At 40.1% G+C, this 16,489-nt stretch carries 17 protein-coding genes; 6 read left to right on the forward strand and 11 right to left on the reverse strand.

The features are described from left to right. Window positions 1–162: 162 nt before the first annotated feature. The 3 genes from B5473_RS02045 (at window position 163) to B5473_RS02055 (ending at window position 3,605) form a co-directional block, all read left to right on the forward strand. Window positions 163–1,377: a sensor histidine kinase gene (locus B5473_RS02045; protein WP_254865220.1), complete on the forward strand. Its 1,215-nt coding sequence runs from the start codon at window positions 163–165 to the stop codon at window positions 1,375–1,377. Then, the gene (locus B5473_RS02050) at window positions 1,377–2,255 is read left to right on the forward strand and encodes a response regulator (RefSeq protein ID WP_079523440.1); all 879 of its coding nucleotides are present in this window, start codon (window positions 1,377–1,379) and stop codon (window positions 2,253–2,255) included. The genes B5473_RS02045 and B5473_RS02050 overlap by 1 nt, the downstream gene beginning before the upstream one ends. An 81-nt stretch (window positions 2,256–2,336) precedes the next feature. Beyond that, window positions 2,337–3,605, forward strand: coding sequence for a cation:dicarboxylate symporter family transporter (locus B5473_RS02055; protein ID WP_176142001.1), 1,269 nt, complete (start codon window positions 2,337–2,339; stop codon window positions 3,603–3,605). Window positions 3,606–3,650: 45 nt separating this feature from the next. Here B5473_RS02055 and B5473_RS02060 read toward each other — a convergent pair whose 3' ends face one another. Next, the gene (locus tag B5473_RS02060; protein WP_079523442.1) at window positions 3,651–4,271 is read right to left on the reverse strand and encodes an RraA family protein; all 621 of its coding nucleotides are present in this window, start codon (window positions 4,269–4,271) and stop codon (window positions 3,651–3,653) included. Between the two features lie 157 nt (window positions 4,272–4,428). Here B5473_RS02060 and B5473_RS02065 point away from each other — a divergent pair, with 157 nt between their 5' ends. Beyond that, window positions 4,429–4,806 (forward strand): sodium:proton antiporter, encoded by a 378-nt coding sequence (locus tag B5473_RS02065; RefSeq protein WP_079523443.1) that lies wholly within the window; start codon window positions 4,429–4,431, stop codon window positions 4,804–4,806. Between the two features lie 44 nt (window positions 4,807–4,850). Here B5473_RS02065 and B5473_RS02070 read toward each other — a convergent pair whose 3' ends face one another. The 3 genes from B5473_RS02070 to B5473_RS02080 form a co-directional block, all read right to left on the reverse strand. Continuing rightward, window positions 4,851–5,519 (reverse strand): deoxynucleoside kinase, encoded by a 669-nt coding sequence (locus B5473_RS02070; RefSeq protein ID WP_079523444.1) that lies wholly within the window; start codon window positions 5,517–5,519, stop codon window positions 4,851–4,853. Then, window positions 5,516–6,154, reverse strand: coding sequence for a deoxynucleoside kinase (locus B5473_RS02075; protein ID WP_079523445.1), 639 nt, complete (start codon window positions 6,152–6,154; stop codon window positions 5,516–5,518). The genes B5473_RS02070 and B5473_RS02075 overlap by 4 nt, the downstream gene beginning before the upstream one ends. A 109-nt stretch (window positions 6,155–6,263) precedes the next feature. Continuing rightward, a complete protein-coding gene (locus tag B5473_RS02080) occupies window positions 6,264–7,079 on the reverse strand; it encodes a hypothetical protein (RefSeq protein ID WP_079523446.1) in 816 nt (271 codons plus the stop codon). A gap of 104 nt (window positions 7,080–7,183) precedes the next feature. Here B5473_RS02080 and tadA point away from each other — a divergent pair, with 104 nt between their 5' ends. Together tadA and B5473_RS02090 are read left to right on the forward strand one after the other, a co-directional pair. Further along, on the forward strand, window positions 7,184–7,687 hold the full coding sequence (tadA, locus tag B5473_RS02085; protein WP_079523447.1) for a tRNA adenosine(34) deaminase TadA: 504 nt from the start codon (window positions 7,184–7,186) through the stop codon (window positions 7,685–7,687). A 10-nt stretch (window positions 7,688–7,697) separates the two neighbouring features. Further along, on the forward strand, window positions 7,698–8,396 hold the full coding sequence (locus tag B5473_RS02090) for a TMEM164 family acyltransferase (protein ID WP_079523448.1): 699 nt from the start codon (window positions 7,698–7,700) through the stop codon (window positions 8,394–8,396). A gap of 31 nt (window positions 8,397–8,427) precedes the next feature. Here B5473_RS02090 and B5473_RS02095 read toward each other — a convergent pair whose 3' ends face one another. From B5473_RS02095 to B5473_RS02125, 7 genes are all read right to left on the reverse strand, one after another. Next, window positions 8,428–9,555 (reverse strand): zinc-dependent alcohol dehydrogenase family protein, encoded by a 1,128-nt coding sequence (locus B5473_RS02095; RefSeq protein WP_079523449.1) that lies wholly within the window; start codon window positions 9,553–9,555, stop codon window positions 8,428–8,430. Window positions 9,556–9,568: 13 nt separating this feature from the next. Further along, window positions 9,569–10,999, reverse strand: coding sequence for an aldehyde dehydrogenase family protein (locus B5473_RS02100; RefSeq protein ID WP_079523450.1), 1,431 nt, complete (start codon window positions 10,997–10,999; stop codon window positions 9,569–9,571). 59 nt (window positions 11,000–11,058) lie between these two features. Continuing rightward, window positions 11,059–11,892 (reverse strand): AhlS family quorum-quenching N-acyl homoserine lactonase, encoded by an 834-nt coding sequence (gene ahlS, locus B5473_RS02105; protein WP_079523451.1) that lies wholly within the window; start codon window positions 11,890–11,892, stop codon window positions 11,059–11,061. A gap of 102 nt (window positions 11,893–11,994) precedes the next feature. Further along, window positions 11,995–13,089, reverse strand: a complete 1,095-nt coding sequence (locus tag B5473_RS02110) for a zinc-binding dehydrogenase (RefSeq protein WP_079523452.1) — start codon at window positions 13,087–13,089, stop codon at window positions 11,995–11,997. Window positions 13,090–13,131: 42 nt separating this feature from the next. Next, window positions 13,132–14,496, reverse strand: coding sequence for an MmgE/PrpD family protein (locus B5473_RS02115; protein ID WP_079523453.1), 1,365 nt, complete (start codon window positions 14,494–14,496; stop codon window positions 13,132–13,134). Further along, on the reverse strand, window positions 14,483–15,625 hold the full coding sequence (locus B5473_RS02120; protein WP_079523454.1) for a CaiB/BaiF CoA transferase family protein: 1,143 nt from the start codon (window positions 15,623–15,625) through the stop codon (window positions 14,483–14,485). The genes B5473_RS02115 and B5473_RS02120 overlap by 14 nt, the downstream gene beginning before the upstream one ends. A gap of 12 nt (window positions 15,626–15,637) precedes the next feature. Next, on the reverse strand, window positions 15,638–16,489 hold the full coding sequence (locus B5473_RS02125; RefSeq protein ID WP_079523455.1) for a hydroxymethylglutaryl-CoA lyase: 852 nt from the start codon (window positions 16,487–16,489) through the stop codon (window positions 15,638–15,640).

The raw sequence follows: 16,489 nt of genomic DNA on the forward strand, positions 1-16,489 counted from the left end.
TTCACTTTAAAGTACTATTTCTATTCGTTAGAAATAGTACTTTTTTGTATTTATAGATAACTTTCTTGTACAATTAAGTACTATGTCACGTTTGTAAAGGACGGTATATCAAAATTGGAATCGACTCAGTCAAATATAAAAAAAACTAAACTTTTCTTATTTATGCTACTCGTCGGCTTATTGACGGCTATTGGTGGCGAAATTAAAATAATTCCTTTTGAAGAAGGACCTTTTCGGTTCGGTTTAGGAAGCATTATTTTCTTTTTCGCTTTACTGATTCGTCCATTACCGATTTTCTCTACTGGGTTATTGACTGCACTAATCGTTATTGTCGGTCGTTCAATCCTTGATATTTTTATTTATGGTCAAAGCTTCATTACTCAAATTATTGAACATTTGCCGGCAGGCGCTTTTTATATAGTCTTTGCACTATGTTTCAAACTAATCCCGCTGGACGAGTTAAAAAAACAACCGCTTACGCTAGGTTTATTGGCAACAGCATTTGAAGTATTATCGAACACGATCGAACATGTATTAACGGACATTCTTCTTGTTTCCGATCAGGAAACGTTTACTTCTTTTTTACTGTTCATCCTCGTGGGATTATTACGCAGCTATTTTGTTGTAGGCATTTACAGCATGATTACGATGTCGGAACAGAAGAAACAGCTAAAACAGCTCATGACGATTCACTCGGAGCTATATGTAGAAGCGTTGTATCTTCAAAAAACGATGACCCAAATCGAGCAGCTTACAGCAAACAGTTACCAGCTTTACAAAAAGCTAAAAACAAATGAAGCGCAGCTAGCTTCTGATGCTTTACATATTGCCCAGGAAATTCATGAAGTTAAAAAGGATAATGAACGTATTCATGCCGGGCTTTCCAAAATTACGACGAGAAATTACCCGTCAGACTTTCCATTGTCTGATTTACTAAGTTTTATTGTGGAAGCAAATGAAAATTATGCCGCCTATCTAAATAAATCGATTTCCTTTACACTGATTTGCCCGGATAATTTTCAAACAAAGAATCATATTGCGCTATTTGCGATTTTAAATAATTTAATGGCTAACGCTGTGGAGGCAATTGAAGAAAGCGGATTTATTACATTGAATGTTGTAGTCGAGCAGGATACGACTTCTTTTATTGTAGAAGATAATGGGGTTGGTATTGATTCGGAACTTATACCGATCATTTTTGATCCAGGCTATACATCCAAATTTAATGAACAGGGCCAAGGTTCTACAGGAATCGGTCTTTCCCATACAAAAACAATCGTTGAAAATCTTGAAGGAAATATTCACGTAACAAGTAATACGTCGACTTGTTTTGTTGTGCAAATTCCTACAAAAAATATTCAAAAGGAGAATTACTAATGCGCTATTTTATAGTAGATGATGATCGGGCAAGCCGAGTAATGCTCAGTAATATTATTAATGACTGTGAACTCGGAGCTGTTATTGGTGAAGCAAAAAACGGTCTGGATGCCATTCCCCAAATTTTAATGATGCAGCCGGAGTTTGTATTAATTGATTTACTGATGCCGAAGTTAGATGGAATTGAAACAATTGAGCGCCTTCAACAAAATGGATTTAAAGGACAGTTTGTTATGATATCACAAGTTGTTAATAAAGAAATGGTCGCTGAAGGCTATTCAAAGGGTATTGAATTTTTCATTCATAAGCCTATTAACAAAGTTGAAGTACAAATGGTATTAAAAAAGACAACTGAGCAATACTTATTAAGAAATTCTTTGCAAGTTATTCGTCAGTCCCTGACAAACTTTGATATTACAGATGTGACGCATACAAAAAAGACAGCACGAGAACATATCCAATCCATCTTAAACGATATGGGAATTGTTGCTGAAGTCGGCAGTGAAGATATCATCAAAATTATAGAACAGCTATTAATCGAAAAGCATAAAATTGCACCGCTTCCCCCATTAAAGGAAGTGTATGAACGTGTTGCTATGTTGACGAAAAATACGCCGGATGAAATTGTAAAAGAAAGTAAAGCAATTGAACAACGTGTACGCCGAACTATATTAGCTGCAATGATTAACCTGGCGAATTTAGGCATTGTTGATTATACAAACTCGGAATTTGAGTATTATACCCCACGCTATTTTGACTTGACAGATATTCGCTACTTAATGAATCAAATAGAGAAAAATGAGCAACGTAAAGCAAAAGTAAACATAAAAAAATTCATCCAAGTTTTATATTCAGAAATTATTAGTAAAGTTGATTAGTCGGATTTTGTCGGATTTTGTATGTATCTAATAAAATTAGTTTTAGGCTAGTCCTGAATCTGATTTTTTAGGAGGAACTATATTTTGAAAAAGTTTAAAATTAGTTTAGCCGCGCAAATTTTAATCGGTCTTGTACTCGGTGTTATCGTAGGAGCTGTGTTCTTTGGTAACGAAACAGCACAATCTTACTTACAGCCACTTGGCGATATTTTCTTAAACCTAATTAAGATGATCGTAGTACCGATTATTATTTCGACACTGATTGTTGGTGTTGCCGGAACTGGTGATATGAAACAATTAGGTCGTCTTGGCGGTAAAACACTTATTTACTTCGAAGTTATTACAACAGTTGCGATTGTTGTTGGTTTATTAGCAGCTAACCTATTCCAACCAGGTGCTGGTATTGATATGAATGCATTAGAGAAATCTGATATTTCTTCTTATGTAGAAACAACGGAAGCTGAAGAAGACAAAAGCAAAATCCAAATTATTGTAGACATCGTTCCTAAAAACATTGTAAATGCAATGGCAGAAGGCGATATGCTAGCAATTATTTTCTTCTCTGTAATTTTCGGTTTAGGTGTAGCAGCAATTGGTGATCGCGGAAAACCAGTGCTCGCATTCTTCCAAGGTACTGCAGACGCCATGTTCTGGGTCACAAACTTAGTAATGAAATTCGCACCAATTGGGGTATTTGCACTTATAGGTGTAACCGTTTCCAAATTTGGTGTAGAGTCCCTTATACCATTAGGAAAACTGGCGATTTTAGTATATGCAACAATGATTTTCTTCGTAATTGTTGTTTTAGGTCTTACTGCCCGTATTTTCGGTATTAATATCTTTAAATTAATTCGTATGATTAAAGACGAGCTATTACTGGCTTACACTACTTCTTCATCAGAGACAGTATTACCTCGTATTATGTTAAAAACAGAAAAAATGGGTGCACCGAAAGATATCGTATCATTCGTAATCCCAACAGGTTATTCATTCAACTTAGACGGTTCTACTCTTTACCAGGCGATTGCAGCAATCTTCATTGCGCAAATGTACGGTATTGATCTTTCAATTATAGAACAGATTACATTAATGCTTGTATTAATGGTAACATCTAAAGGTATTGCGGGTGTTCCAGGGGTATCTTTCGTAGTACTTCTTGCAACATTAGGTTCTGTAGGTATTCCACTGGAAGGTTTAGCATTCATTGCAGGTATTGACCGTATTTTAGATATGGCTCGTACAGCTGTAAACGTAGTAGGTAACACATTGGCAGCACTTGTTATGGCGAAATGGGAAAAACGTTTCGACGAGAAGCAATTTGCTGAATACCAAGCTGCGAACTTAAAATAAAATTAGAAAATGGCGTAGTGAACGATAACTTCACTACGCCATTTTTTATTTCACTACTTTTGCTAAATAAGCGCGGATTGATGCTTCCCCGTTATGTAATGCCTCATGTGCCCGCTCTTCATCTTTTGCTACCTTTGCTTCTGCAGCCTCAATAATCTGTTCAACATCCTTCTGAGGCATAATAACAACCCCATCACTATCGCCAACTACATAATCACCTGTTTGAACAGCCACATTTCCTACAGATACGGCTATGCCTACTGTCCCGCCACCATGTTTATTACCTGCTGCTACTGTTGTACCTAATGCAAATACCGGAAAATCAATTTCTTTTGCAGCTGCTATATCGCGAATAACCCCATCCACGACAAAACCTTGAACACCGACACCTTGCGCAAGCTGCATAACAAAATCCCCAGCTACAGCACGATTCGTATTGCCTTTAGCATCGATGACTAAAATTTCCCCTTTTTCAGCCTGGCTTATTGCTTCAAGTACCGCACCATTTTCCCCGTCCGGCAGGCGTACCGTCCTCGCTTGTCCGGCAATCTTAAAGTGTTCGGCAAGCGGTTTAATTGCCGATGCTACATTCGTATGTCCCCCTGTTGCATCGGAAATCGCTGTCGTTGGCAATGCCCGTAAGCGATCTACCACCGATAAAGTCATATTCCCATCCCCTTTTCGCTATAATGTTACAAATCGTAAAAATTTGTAATTACTTTAAGCATAAACGATACAACTTTTTCTTTGCAATATTTTTTAAAATCGTTACAAATATACTTATATTGGGAATACTACTACTACAGGAAAGGAGGGAACTATATTGAACAACCCGCTCATTGAAACGGTAATAGATGAAAGTGGGAAGACAACGTATAAGATGAAGACCTTCGATATACAAGTTACTGCCCGGCTGACAGGCGGTCTTGCCCCTACAATCACGTATATGTATCAAGATAAAGATGTTACGGATGATATACGTGCGATTCGCTTTCATTTTGAAAACCCGGCATCATATATAGATAACTACGCTTCTTTTCAGAGGATGCTTTATGAAAGAGAACAGGGCGCAGTGAACGAGCTTTACGAATCCATCAGTATGAAACCTAAAAATATGACGACAAGTAAACAAGTAGTATGGAGCTTCTTCGTCTTTTTGCTCATCATGGCACCTATTTTTCTTATCGTTTGGATGAAATAAAAAAGACTGATTTCCGCTATCCTACGAAAAATCAGTCCTCTTTTTTATTTTCTTAAATGGCTTGTTTGTTCTAGCATATAACCGATACGTGCTACGACATCCTCTACTTGTGCAGGGTTCTTCATTAAATCGTAATCGTTAATATCAATACGCAGTACCGGACATGCATTGAAGTTGTTAATCCAGTCTTCATAGCGTCCATGCATTTCTTCCCAGTACGAATGAGGCGTTTGCTGCTCCATCTCGCGTCCACGTTCCTGTATACGCCCAATTACATCATCAATCGGACCTTCCAAATATACAAGCAAATCAGGATGCGGGAAATACGGTGTCATAACCATTGCATCAAACAGATTTGTATATGTTTCATAATCTGTTGGTGTCATTGTACCTTTGTCAAAATGCATCTTCGCAAAAATACCCGTATCTTCGTAAATAGAACGGTCCTGTATAAAGCCCCCGCCATATTCAAAAATACGCTTCTGTTCTTTAAAACGTTCTGCAAGAAAATATACTTGCAAATGGAAGCTCCACTTTTCAAAATCATCATAGAATTTATCTAAATAAGGGTTTGTATCAACCTTTTCATAGGATGTACGGAAGTTTAAGCTATGTGATAAAGCTTTTGTCATTGTTGACTTTCCGACACCGACTGTTCCTGCAATTGTAATCACTGCATTAGCAGGAATATTGTACTTCTCTCTTAAGTTCATTTCTGATGCAAACTCCTTTGTTGTAACTTTTCTTCTACTAGTCGTAGTACGTATTTTAAATCTTCTTCATTTTTCACAAAATCAAGCTCATCTCCATTTAATGAGATGACAGGAATTTCTGGATGCATCTTTTCAAAATGTCCGATAAATTGATGATAATCGCTTGAAAGTTGTTCCATATAATCACGGGAAATATTCTTTTCCATTTCACGACCGCGCATTGCGATTCGTTTCATTAATGTATCTAAGCTTGCATGTAAATAAATGACCATATTTGGCTTTGGCATATCAGCAGTTAAAATTCGGTAGATCGACTCGTACTTTTCATACTCGGTAGGCTTTAAAGTACGCTTTGCAAAGATCAAATTTTTAAATATATGATAATCAGCCACAACTGGCCCTTGTGCTTCAATAATTTCATGGATATCAGATAATTGTTTATAGCGATTGCACAGGAAAAACATTTCCGTTTGGAAGCTCCACTCACTAATATCTTCATAGAACTTACCGAGAAATGGATTTTCATCTACAATCTCTTTTAATAAATGATAGTCAAACGTTTGTGATACGGCCTTAGATAATGAGGTCTTCCCAACACCAATCGGACCTTCTACTGTTATAAATGGCACAGACATTAGAAGTGCTCCTTCTCTTTTTATAGTCAATGCTTTTAATTTTATCACAACGTTCTTTAGACAACAAAGCAAACAATTCTATTTTAACGAATTCATGCATAGCCAATTTCTAGTAATCAAATTGTGCCAGCGCTTGCTCCTGTAATTTAAACAACTTTTCACGCTGTTCATCATAATCATCATTTATTTTTTCTTGCTGGGCAAATACCATTTCCTGAAGAGATTGTTCTTTTTCCATAAAGCTTTGTTCGATTTGTTCATAGTGTTGCTCTGTTTTTTCGGACAGATCCTGTAATGCTTCGAATAACTGATCGTCTAGCTGGCTTTGTGATGCTGCTTCATTATCAATGAGATTTTCGATTGCCTCATCACGCTTTTGTTCCAGCCCGTGACAACTTTCTTCAAACAGCTGTTCCGCTTCATCGAATTGCTGATTATATTTAATCAAGATGTCTGTTAGCTCCTGATGGAAATTATCAACTGCCACTTCCATTTCCTCTGTCAGATCTGATGCTTGTTCAATCTGTGTTAATAGCGCTTTCTGCTGTTCATGGAAAAATTGAAACTTCCTGCGTTCTTCCGCTTGTTTTTGCTCAAGAAGTTCCATCTTATTGACTTGATAGGTTTTCTTTTCCTCTTCATGAGCGATTTTATAGTTTTCCAATATAACTTTCCCCTTATTGGCGAATAACATTTCAATTTTTTCGATTGCTTGCTCGCGATTTTGATTAAGTTTATTTTCTTCATGTTCATGCTGCTGTGCAATGGCTGATTTTTGCTGTTCATACTGCTTTTGCAAAGTCATAGTTACTTGTTGTCCATTTTTCTCAATCGTCAGCAATTTCTGTTCATACTCTTTATCCAGATCAGCCAATGCTTTTTCAAAATACTCATTTACTTCTTCCACGGTCTGAAATGACTTCATCGCTGTACTCCTTCAAACTTTTCTTTCATCATAGCATGAATTATTCTATAGTCGCCCAACTATTCATTAGCATGCTAAACTAGGATTTAAGGAGTGATAGATGAATGCTCGAAAATAAAGATCACCAATATATGCAGGAAGCATTGGAAGAAGCGAAAAAAGCTGCTGCCCTTGGAGAAGTACCGATCGGCGCGGTTATTGTATATAAAGATGAAATTATTGCACGTGCACATAATTTACGTGAAACAACCCAAAATGCACTGACACACGCAGAAAGCATGGCCATTCAAGAAGCTTGCAGCAAAATAGGCAGCTGGCGTTTGGAAGAGACTACTTTGTACGTCACGCTTGAACCTTGCCCGATGTGTGCAGGAGCTATTTTACAGTCGCGCGTACCACGGGTTGTATATGGGGCCCGCGATATAAAGGCGGGATGTGTCGACTCATTATACCGCCTGCTCAATGATCCGCGTTTTAATCATGAATGTACTGTAACGGAAGGGGTTATGGCGGAAGAGTGCGGACAAATTTTAACGGACTTTTTCAAAGCGCTTCGCGACCGTAAAAAAGCAGAGAAATTAGCGAGAAAACAACAATTCGAAAAGTAATGTGTGGGCAATGAACGGATTTTCCATTTTTGATTCGATTCATATAATGTGGCTTATTTTTATTGCCGTTTTTTTAGCTATCTCATTATATTTTTATCATTATTCTTCTAATGAAAAGCAACATCTTTTCCAAAAATCGGTTTTCTGGCTGTTGCTGTTTTTAGAAGTAGCAAAACAGCTTTATTTACTTGTAACAAACCAATATTCATATTGGAGTCCCCCGCTCCATTTATGCGGTTTTGGCATTTTCATTATTGGCTGGCATGCCTATTTCCCAACTCGGACAACAGCTACATTACTATACACGCTTACATTGCCCGGAGCTGCGATTGCACTTTTATTCCCCGGATGGACAATTGATCCGGTTGGCGGCTTTTTGCATTTTCACAGCTTTATCTTTCATGCATTGCTCGTTGTAGTTGTGGCAGCTTTGATTTTTGAAAAGCAGCTGGTGACTGCTTTTACGGATATTTGGCGTTCTGTATTATTTCTACTAGTCACAGTTCCGCCTGTTTATATATACAATGCCCATTTCCATACAAATTTTATGTTTCTAAACCGCCCTGTAAAAGGGACGCCTCTTCAATGGTTATATGATGCATTTGGGGCAACTGGATATTTAGCCAATTTAGCAGGAGTTATCGTTAGTATTTGGATCGTGCTTTATGTACTTCTTGCCATACAAAAACGACGACACATTACCGAATAAATGTGCCGTCGTTTTATTATGTTTTTTTCCATTAATCCATTTTAATAATAATTCGGGAATTATCGCCTGTTGCCAATAAATCAAAGCCTTCATTAATTTCATCAAGCGGAATAATATTTGATAAAAGCTGATCAACCGGTAATTTTCCTGATTTCATCATATGCAAATAATGCGGAATATCTCTTAAAGGCACGCAGCTTCCAATGTAAGAACCTTTTAACGTTTTTTCTTCTGCTGTTAACGTTACATAAGGGAACGAAAATTGATGTTCCGGATGTGGCAGGCCTGTTGTCGTTGTCGTACCACCACGTTTTGTAATGGCATATGCCACTTCCATCGCAGGAACAACACCCGCTGTTTCAAAGGCATAATCAACGCCGCCATTTGTGTAGGCCTTCACTTGTTCGACTATATCTGCGTCTTTTGAATTAAAGACGGCTGTTGCCCCCAATTCCTTTGCCTGCTGCAGTTTCTTCTCATTAATATCGATGGCGATTACTTCTCTGGCACCTGCTGCGATAGCCCCGAGCAGTGCACTTAAACCAATTCCACCTAAACCGACGACTGCTACTGTTTTCCCAAGCTGGACTTTTGCTGTATTTACGACAGCCCCTACGCCTGTAATAACAGCGCAACCAAAGAGCGCCAGTTTTTCAAACGGCAAATCCTCTTCCACTTTTACGAGGGAATTTTGCGATACGACTGCATACTCAGAAAAGGCAGATACCCCAACGTGATGACCGATCTTTTCAGTTCCTGCATGTATACGAACTCCGCCTCCAATTAAAGTTCCGTCGCCATTTGCCTTTGCCCCCGGTTCGCATAATGCCGGACGACCCTCTGCACAAGGTACGCAATGCCCGCAACTTGGCACAAATACGCAGATTACTTTATCTCCTTGCTTAAAGTTCACAACGCCAGGCCCTACTTCCTTCACGATACCGGCTGCTTCATGACCTAATGCCATTGGTAAAGGTCGTGGACGGCTACCGTTAATAACAGATAGATCCGAATGGCAAAGACTTGCCGCTTTAATCTGAATCAATACTTCGCCTTCTTGGGGTGCATCCAATTCTATTTCTTCAATATGAATTGGCTTACTTTCCGCATAAGGTTTTGTTACACCGGATGAGCGTAATATGGCAGAACGAATTTTCATGATGATGTCCTCCTTAAATTAGCTTAATACCAATAAATTTTAAATCTGACATCCCTTCAATTGCGTAACGTATTCCTTCCTTTCCAGTACCGCTCTCTTTTATCCCGCCATATGGCATATGGTCAAAGCGTCGTACCGAAGATTCATTAATCCATACGCCTCCAGTTTCCAGCTCATCGGCGAACTTAAGTGCACGATTAATATCCGAAGTAAATACACCCGCCTGTAATCCGTACTCCGAATCATTTGCAGCGGCCAGCACTTCATCCTCCTCAGTAAACGGTATGAGCGCAACCATCGGGGCAAACACTTCCATACAAACGACCTGCATCGACTTTGTGACATTTTCCAAAATTGTTGGCTCGAGCAATGTACCGATTCTCTTTCCACCCGTACGAATTGTTGCCCCTTGCGATACAGCTTCTTCAATCCAGCTTGCTGCGCGGATTGCCGCTTCTTCTGTAATCATAGGTCCGAGCTGTGTTTGTTCTTCAGCAGGATCTCCTATTACTAGCGCTTCCACTTTTTCCTGCAGCAATTGGGCAAACTGGTCATAAACAGATTGCTCAACATATATACGCTGAGCGGAAACACATGCCTGACCGGCAAATGTAAAACCAGACATCGTAATAGTAGAAGCCGCGTATTCTAAATTTGCATCCGCAAAAATAATGTTCGGTGCATTGGAACCGAGCTCAAGCGTTACCGGCTTTTTCCCGGCAAGTTCATGAATATGCCAGCCTACTTTTCCGCTCCCTGTAAAGGTTACCTTTTTAACGTAAGGATGCTTCACCAATGGTTCTACTAATTCCGTGCCAGGGCCTTGAAGTATATTTAGTACTCCCTTTGGCAATCCCGCATCCTGCAATAACTCATACAGCAAAATGGAAGACAGCGGTGTTTTCTCTGCCGGTTTCAAAATGACTGTATTTCCAACCGCAATGGCTGGAGCAATTTTATGCAAAGCTAAGTTTAACGGAAAATTAAATGGTGTAATGGCAGCAATAACTCCTAAAGGGACACGTTTTGCGATACCAATTTGATGCTCCCCGCCAATTGCACTGTCCATTGGAATTTGATCTCCTGCCAACCGCTTTGCTTCTTCACTTGCAAACAGCAGCACTTGAATAGCTCGTGCTACTTCACCTCGTGCTTCATTTATCGGTTTACCCGCTTCCAAAGAAATCGTTTTCGCAAACTGCTCGCTCCGCTCTTCAAGTAACAATGACGCTTTCCGTAAGATGCGGCTGCGTTCATGTGCAGGCATTTTGCGCATCGTTGTGTTAAATGTATGCTGAGCGACTTCGATTGCTTCATGTACATCTTCAATTGATGCACAAGCAATTGTTGCGATAGTCTCCTGATTATAAGGATTCAAAACATCCATAGTCTTTTCTTCTTGAAGACGGTGCTCTCCATTGAGTACAGATCCTATTTTTTGCATATTCTTCCCTCCGTTATGACAATGACACCCTAAGTAAGGCTTACTTAGGGTGCAATTTATTATTCGTAATAGCCTTCTGTCGATTTGATAAAGGATTTAAATTGATTGGAATCATGTCCGAACCAAATTTCCGAATCATTACGTGTAGCAAACTCTCGAATTCTTTCAACAGTAGAGTTATAGCCTACTGAATCATACAAAATTCCTGGTGGTTTAACTGGTGGACCGTAGCTCTCTGCTGTGTATAGTGCATCTGAAGCAAGTAAAACATTTCCGTAACCCGGAAGTTCAATGTGCAAGCCAAGCATACCGTAAGCATGCCCTGGACCAAAGTTCAAAATTTTAATGCCCTCTACTAGAGGCACTTCTTTCTCATGTGGTTTAATCGTACGCCAGCGCAGTTCTTTTTGAATCCAGGCCATGACATCGCCCCATATATAGGCGCCCATATTTCGCGTCATCGCAAATGTTTTCATTACATTCGACAATTCCGTGTCATGAACAATGATTTCTGCATTTGTGAATAATTCCAGGCAGCCTGCATGGTCTAAATGCAAGTGTGAGGCAATGACATATTTGATGTCTTCCGGACGAACCTTTAACTGTTCAAGACGGTTGATCAAATAACATTCTTCACTTTGGAAAGCAGGGAAAAGCTGCTGAACCCCTTCCGGCCAGCGCCCATCATCTCCCATTCCTTCCGGGTTACAGCCTGTATCAAATAAAATTTTTCCTTCTGGGTGGTCAATCAGTACTGCATAAACGGGAAACTCGACAAACTCGGCTGGCGGATTCGGATTATTGATGCTTGCTGGATTGTGCATGGCAATCATATAGTTCTTATCCATTTTCATTGTCCCTGTATCAAGCACGTATACTTTTTTATTACACATCGTAATTCCTCCCATAATGTTTTTATTTTTTTACAAGACTTCTACTACTTACAGCATTGCAAGCGAAAATCCACCGTCACCACCTTTCAAAGGTTTATATTTTTAAGTCGGAATAATTGTGGCACGTGTAACCGTACGTTTTGCGGATTCATCCAACGCTTTTTTAATCTCTTCAAAACTAAAGCTAGCATCCAGTAATGTTTCAAACGGGTAACGGTCAATATTGCGCTCCAGGAAGTCGAGAGCCTTTTTTAGATACCACGGGTTATAGCGCAGTACCGGAATAATTTGAATTGCTTTCCGCGTTAAATAACCAGGATCAAATGCGACCGTTTGTCCAGGTGAAATATTGCCGATTACAATGTAACGGCCGCCTGCACGAATATACTCCACACCTTCAGCAAAAGCCTGAGGAACCCCTGCTACTTCAAGGGCAACATCCACACCGCGATTTCCCGTAAGATGCATAATTTGGGCAACGCGTTGTTCAACAGTAGGAAAATCCGACATTAATATCACTTCATCTGCTCCAAATGCCTTTGCCTGATCTAAACGGCTTTCAACACCATCTACGACGATAACCTTCAACTGTTTTTCTTTTGCGATAGCAATCGCATTTAAACCAAGTCCGCCAGCACCTTGAATGAGAATCGTTTCACCAGAGACAACATTTCCTTGCTCCAGTCCAAAATACACTTGGGATAAAGCACAGTTGGCACTTGCTGCTACACTGTTTGATATATTATCTGGTACTTTATAAAAATACTGATCGGAATGAATATAATAATGCGTACCGAATGTCCCATGGAAATGCGGTGCTTCCTCTGTCGGTAAACGCCAATACTTATAGGCATTTTCACATAAGTTAAATTGTCCATGCTGACAAGGCGAGCATTTTCGGCAAGTCAAAAAGTAAGCACTTACAATTCGATCCCCGACTTTTACAGGAGTACCCGCGAAATCCGTTTCGACCCCTTCACCTAACGCATGGATTTCGCCGATCATTTCATGCCCTAAAGCACCGCTGCGAATGACCGGATGATGCCCTTTCCATATATGCAGTTCGGAACCGCATATATTCGTTTGAATGATTTTTACAATTACCGCTCCTGGTGCCGGCTCCACCAATGGATACTCCTTAAAAACGAGTTCCAGCGGGGATGTCATTTCGGCAACTTTTCCCTTCGTCTCACACATGCGCTCACTCACCCTTCATTTTTCTGAAAATTGAATTGCTGGCTACACAATCGAAATATGCTGTACGGGATGTAATGTACGGATTAACTGTTGTACTTGAATCGTTTCTAAATGCAATAAATCATGGATAATTTTTTCTTTATGCGCCTCTTCTAAAGGCACTAAACTGTTGAACTTATTAATAAAGTCTTGCTCGGTTAATGCATTTTCCGGATCTCCTTTAGGAAATCTGCTTTGCACAACGTCACTTGAACCATCCTGCCAATGAATTTGGATTTTTGCACCCCATTCTTGCGGGTATTGACTGTTAATCTCTTCATCTACAGACACGACCAGCTTTTCCATCAGCTTTCGAATACCCGGATCCTGCAATGTATCTGCATTAAAGGCATCAAATCCGCCTTCTCCGGTCAATAATGCCAAAGCAACGCAAAACTGCATACTGAATTTCGCAGCATAAATTGTTTGTGGATTTTTTGCATCGGTAATATCCAGCGCCACCTGATATGCTCCCACTTCGACTGACTTTATAAATTCGATGCCATTCTTCTCTACTTTTTTATGCAGTTCAACCGCCAAGTCCATAGCGGCATGTGTATGACGGCAAGACGCATGGACTTTGAAGGCATTTTCGGTAATTTTATATTGCTGACCTAATTTTTCGGTCATACGTGTTACATCGTACTGCTCACTCATCGCTTCAAAAAAACCTCTGCGTCCTTCCAAAATGGCGCTTGCTCCAGTAAAACCTTGCTGTGCTAACATGGCACTTAAAATACCATTCATCGCTGCTTTACCAGGATGCAATTGCTTGCTCATGGCACCATCCTCGATAAATTCCCACAATCCCGCAGCTTGGGTACCGGCAGAACCAAATGCTTGGACAATTTGTTCTTTGGATAATCCTAATAACTTTGCCACTGCTGCTGCCGCGCCGAATGTACCGCAAGTTGCCGTATTATGAAAGTAGTAATAATGGGAAGGCGTCACCGTTTCTCCAACGCGAAATGCCACTTCATAACCAACAATAATAGCCTCAATCAATTGTTTACCGGATAAATTTTTCCATTCAGCTATTGCGATGGCTGCCGGCATAATAACAGTTGCCGCATGCACAATGGATGCTTTATGAATATCATCGAGCTCTATGACATGACTTGCACCACCATTAATGAACGCCGCATTTGTTATGCTCGTTTTCAATCCTGTTACTGCTGTTGCCTGCTTTTCTCCGCCAAGTACCTGTGCTACTTGTTCCATCATACGAACCGGTTCAGCTTCCTGACCTTTTAGTAAAGACGAATAATAGTCGACGATACATAGCTTTGTAAACTGCACAACATCCTGCGGTATATCGTCAAAACGCACATCCACAATATATTGTGCCAACTGCTCACTTAATGTCATGAACATAATCCCTCCCTAACAGTTCTTCATTATGCTCTCCCAACAATGGTGCAGGGGCGGTAGGTGTTAAATCACAGTTTGAAATCGTTAGCGGAATTCTTGTTGCGTACATTTCCTTATCGCGTATATGTGGCAGACGCACAATTAGTTTATTTTCTATTTGCTGCGGATCTACAAGTACATCTTTCATTGTTTTCACTTGGGCTACTGGTACCCCTCCAGCTTCCAGTGCTTGAATGAGTGCCTCACTTTTTTCTGCCTTTGTAATTTGTTCAATTTCCTTACTAAGCTGCAAACGGTTTTTAACACGTTCTTCATTTGTACGGTAGCTGGCATCTTCAATCCATTCACGTTTTTGCAATACTTCGCAAAGCTTTTCGAATAATTTATTGTTCGATATGCCAATCATGATGGCACCATCTGCAGTTTGAAATGCCCCATAAGGTGCAAATGCCCCATGATTGGAACCGAGTTTTTCGGGATTTTCACCTGTTAGCTTAGTCGAAAGCAAATGATAGTTCGCCCAAAATACCCCTGTCTCATACAAAGAGGTCGAAACAAGGCTGCCCACATCTGTTTTGTGGCGCTGTAAAATGGCAGATACAACACCAATTGCCCCCCACATAGCGCTTCCCTGATCAATTAAAGACACTGGAACCCTTGCTAAATCGGTACTTCCTGTAATACTCATAATGCCTGTTTCCGCTTGCATAATGGCATCATAGCCCGGATACGATTTCTTTGGACCGTTTTGGCCATATGCAGAGAGCGAACAATAGATTAGTTTGGGATTAATTTTCTTTACCGCTTCATAATCAATCCCTAGTTTTTGTGCTACACCTAACCGGTAATTTTCCACGAAGACATCTGCTGTTTTTATAAGTTCCATTAACTTTTCGCAGTCTGAATCCTCTTTCATGTTGAGGGTGACCGATTTTTTTTGCCTGTTAATATTCAAAAAATACACGCCGTCTTCCTGAAGTTTTGGCTCCATCTTTCTGGCCTCGTCACCGCTCAGCTTTTCTACTTTGATCACTTCTGCTCCTAAATCGGCTAAAATCATTGTTAATGTCGGTCCTGAAATATTTGTTGTCATATCAAGAACACGTATCCCTTGCAATGGTTTCAATTTCAGCCCTCCTTAAACTAAGCTGTAAGCGAAATTTGCCACATCCTTTAATTTTTCCTGAAGGATATTTGTTTTAACTTCCATCGCTTCAAACAACTCCACCACTTTTTCTGTTGCTACATTACCTGTAGCTCCAGGTGAAAACGGACAACCGCCAAGTCCAGCAATCGAACTATCAAACTTTTCAATTGCCGCATTTAATGCGGCCATTATATTTGCATAGGCAAAACCGTTTGTATCATGGAAATGAGCCACAAATGTCGTATCCGGGAAATCTCTTTTCAATGCGCTGAACCGTTCATACACGATGCGCGGATTTGCCTGTCCATTCGTATCACCAATTGAAATCTCGTCAGCTCCGTCATTTACAAATTGCGCTACGACCCGCTTTACTTGCTCATAGGAAATGGTCCCTTCATACGGACAACTAAAACACATCGACACATAGCCGCGAATAAATTTTTGCTGAGCTTTTGCATGCCGGAACATTTCGCTGCATTCCGCTAAAGATTCCTCAATGGAACGCTTAATATTTTTTTGGTTGAATGTCTCGCTTGCCCCGACGAATACCGCAATCTGCGGTACACCTGCTTCAATTGCACGTTCCAGCGCCTTCATATTTGGGGTTAAAGCGATATAATCAATCCCCAATTCATTGCAAAATGCTGTAATTTCCTGAGCATCAGCCATTTGCGGGACAATTTTCGGATGGACAAATGAAGCCGTTTCAATACGCTGAAAACCCGCTTCATATAGTTGCTTGATTAACTGTTTCTTTTCCTCTGTTGGTACAAAGCGCGATTCATTTTGTAAACCGTCGCGTGGACCTACTTCAATAATTTCAACTTGCTTTGGAAAGTGCAT

It is taken from the genome of Solibacillus isronensis (genome assembly GCF_900168685.1).
Classification (GTDB): domain Bacteria; phylum Bacillota; class Bacilli; order Bacillales_A; family Planococcaceae; genus Solibacillus; species Solibacillus isronensis_A.

Coding starts and splice junctions, on each gene's coding strand:
- B5473_RS02045 (WP_254865220.1), top strand. CDS start 163: ATGCTACTCGTCGGCTTATTGACGGCTATTGGTGGCGAAATTAAAATA.
- B5473_RS02050 (WP_079523440.1), top strand. CDS start 1,377: ATGCGCTATTTTATAGTAGATGATGATCGGGCAAGCCGAGTAATGCTC.
- B5473_RS02060 (WP_079523442.1), bottom strand. CDS start 4,271: ATGACTTTATCGGTGGTAGATCGCTTACGGGCATTGCCAACGACAGCG.
- B5473_RS02070 (WP_079523444.1), bottom strand. CDS start 5,519: ATGAACTTAAGAGAGAAGTACAATATTCCTGCTAATGCAGTGATTACA.
- B5473_RS02075 (WP_079523445.1), bottom strand. CDS start 6,154: ATGTCTGTGCCATTTATAACAGTAGAAGGTCCGATTGGTGTTGGGAAG.
- B5473_RS02080 (WP_079523446.1), bottom strand. CDS start 7,079: ATGAAGTCATTTCAGACCGTGGAAGAAGTAAATGAGTATTTTGAAAAA.
- tadA (WP_079523447.1), top strand. CDS start 7,184: ATGCTCGAAAATAAAGATCACCAATATATGCAGGAAGCATTGGAAGAA.
- B5473_RS02090 (WP_079523448.1), top strand. CDS start 7,698: ATGAACGGATTTTCCATTTTTGATTCGATTCATATAATGTGGCTTATT.
- B5473_RS02095 (WP_079523449.1), bottom strand. CDS start 9,555: ATGAAAATTCGTTCTGCCATATTACGCTCATCCGGTGTAACAAAACCT.
- B5473_RS02100 (WP_079523450.1), bottom strand. CDS start 10,999: ATGCAAAAAATAGGATCTGTACTCAATGGAGAGCACCGTCTTCAAGAA.
- ahlS (WP_079523451.1), bottom strand. CDS start 11,892: ATGTGTAATAAAAAAGTATACGTGCTTGATACAGGGACAATGAAAATG.
- B5473_RS02110 (WP_079523452.1), bottom strand. CDS start 13,089: ATGTGTGAGACGAAGGGAAAAGTTGCCGAAATGACATCCCCGCTGGAA.
- B5473_RS02115 (WP_079523453.1), bottom strand. CDS start 14,496: ATGACATTAAGTGAGCAGTTGGCACAATATATTGTGGATGTGCGTTTT.
- B5473_RS02125 (WP_079523455.1), bottom strand. CDS start 16,489: ATGCACTTTCCAAAGCAAGTTGAAATTATTGAAGTAGGTCCACGCGAC.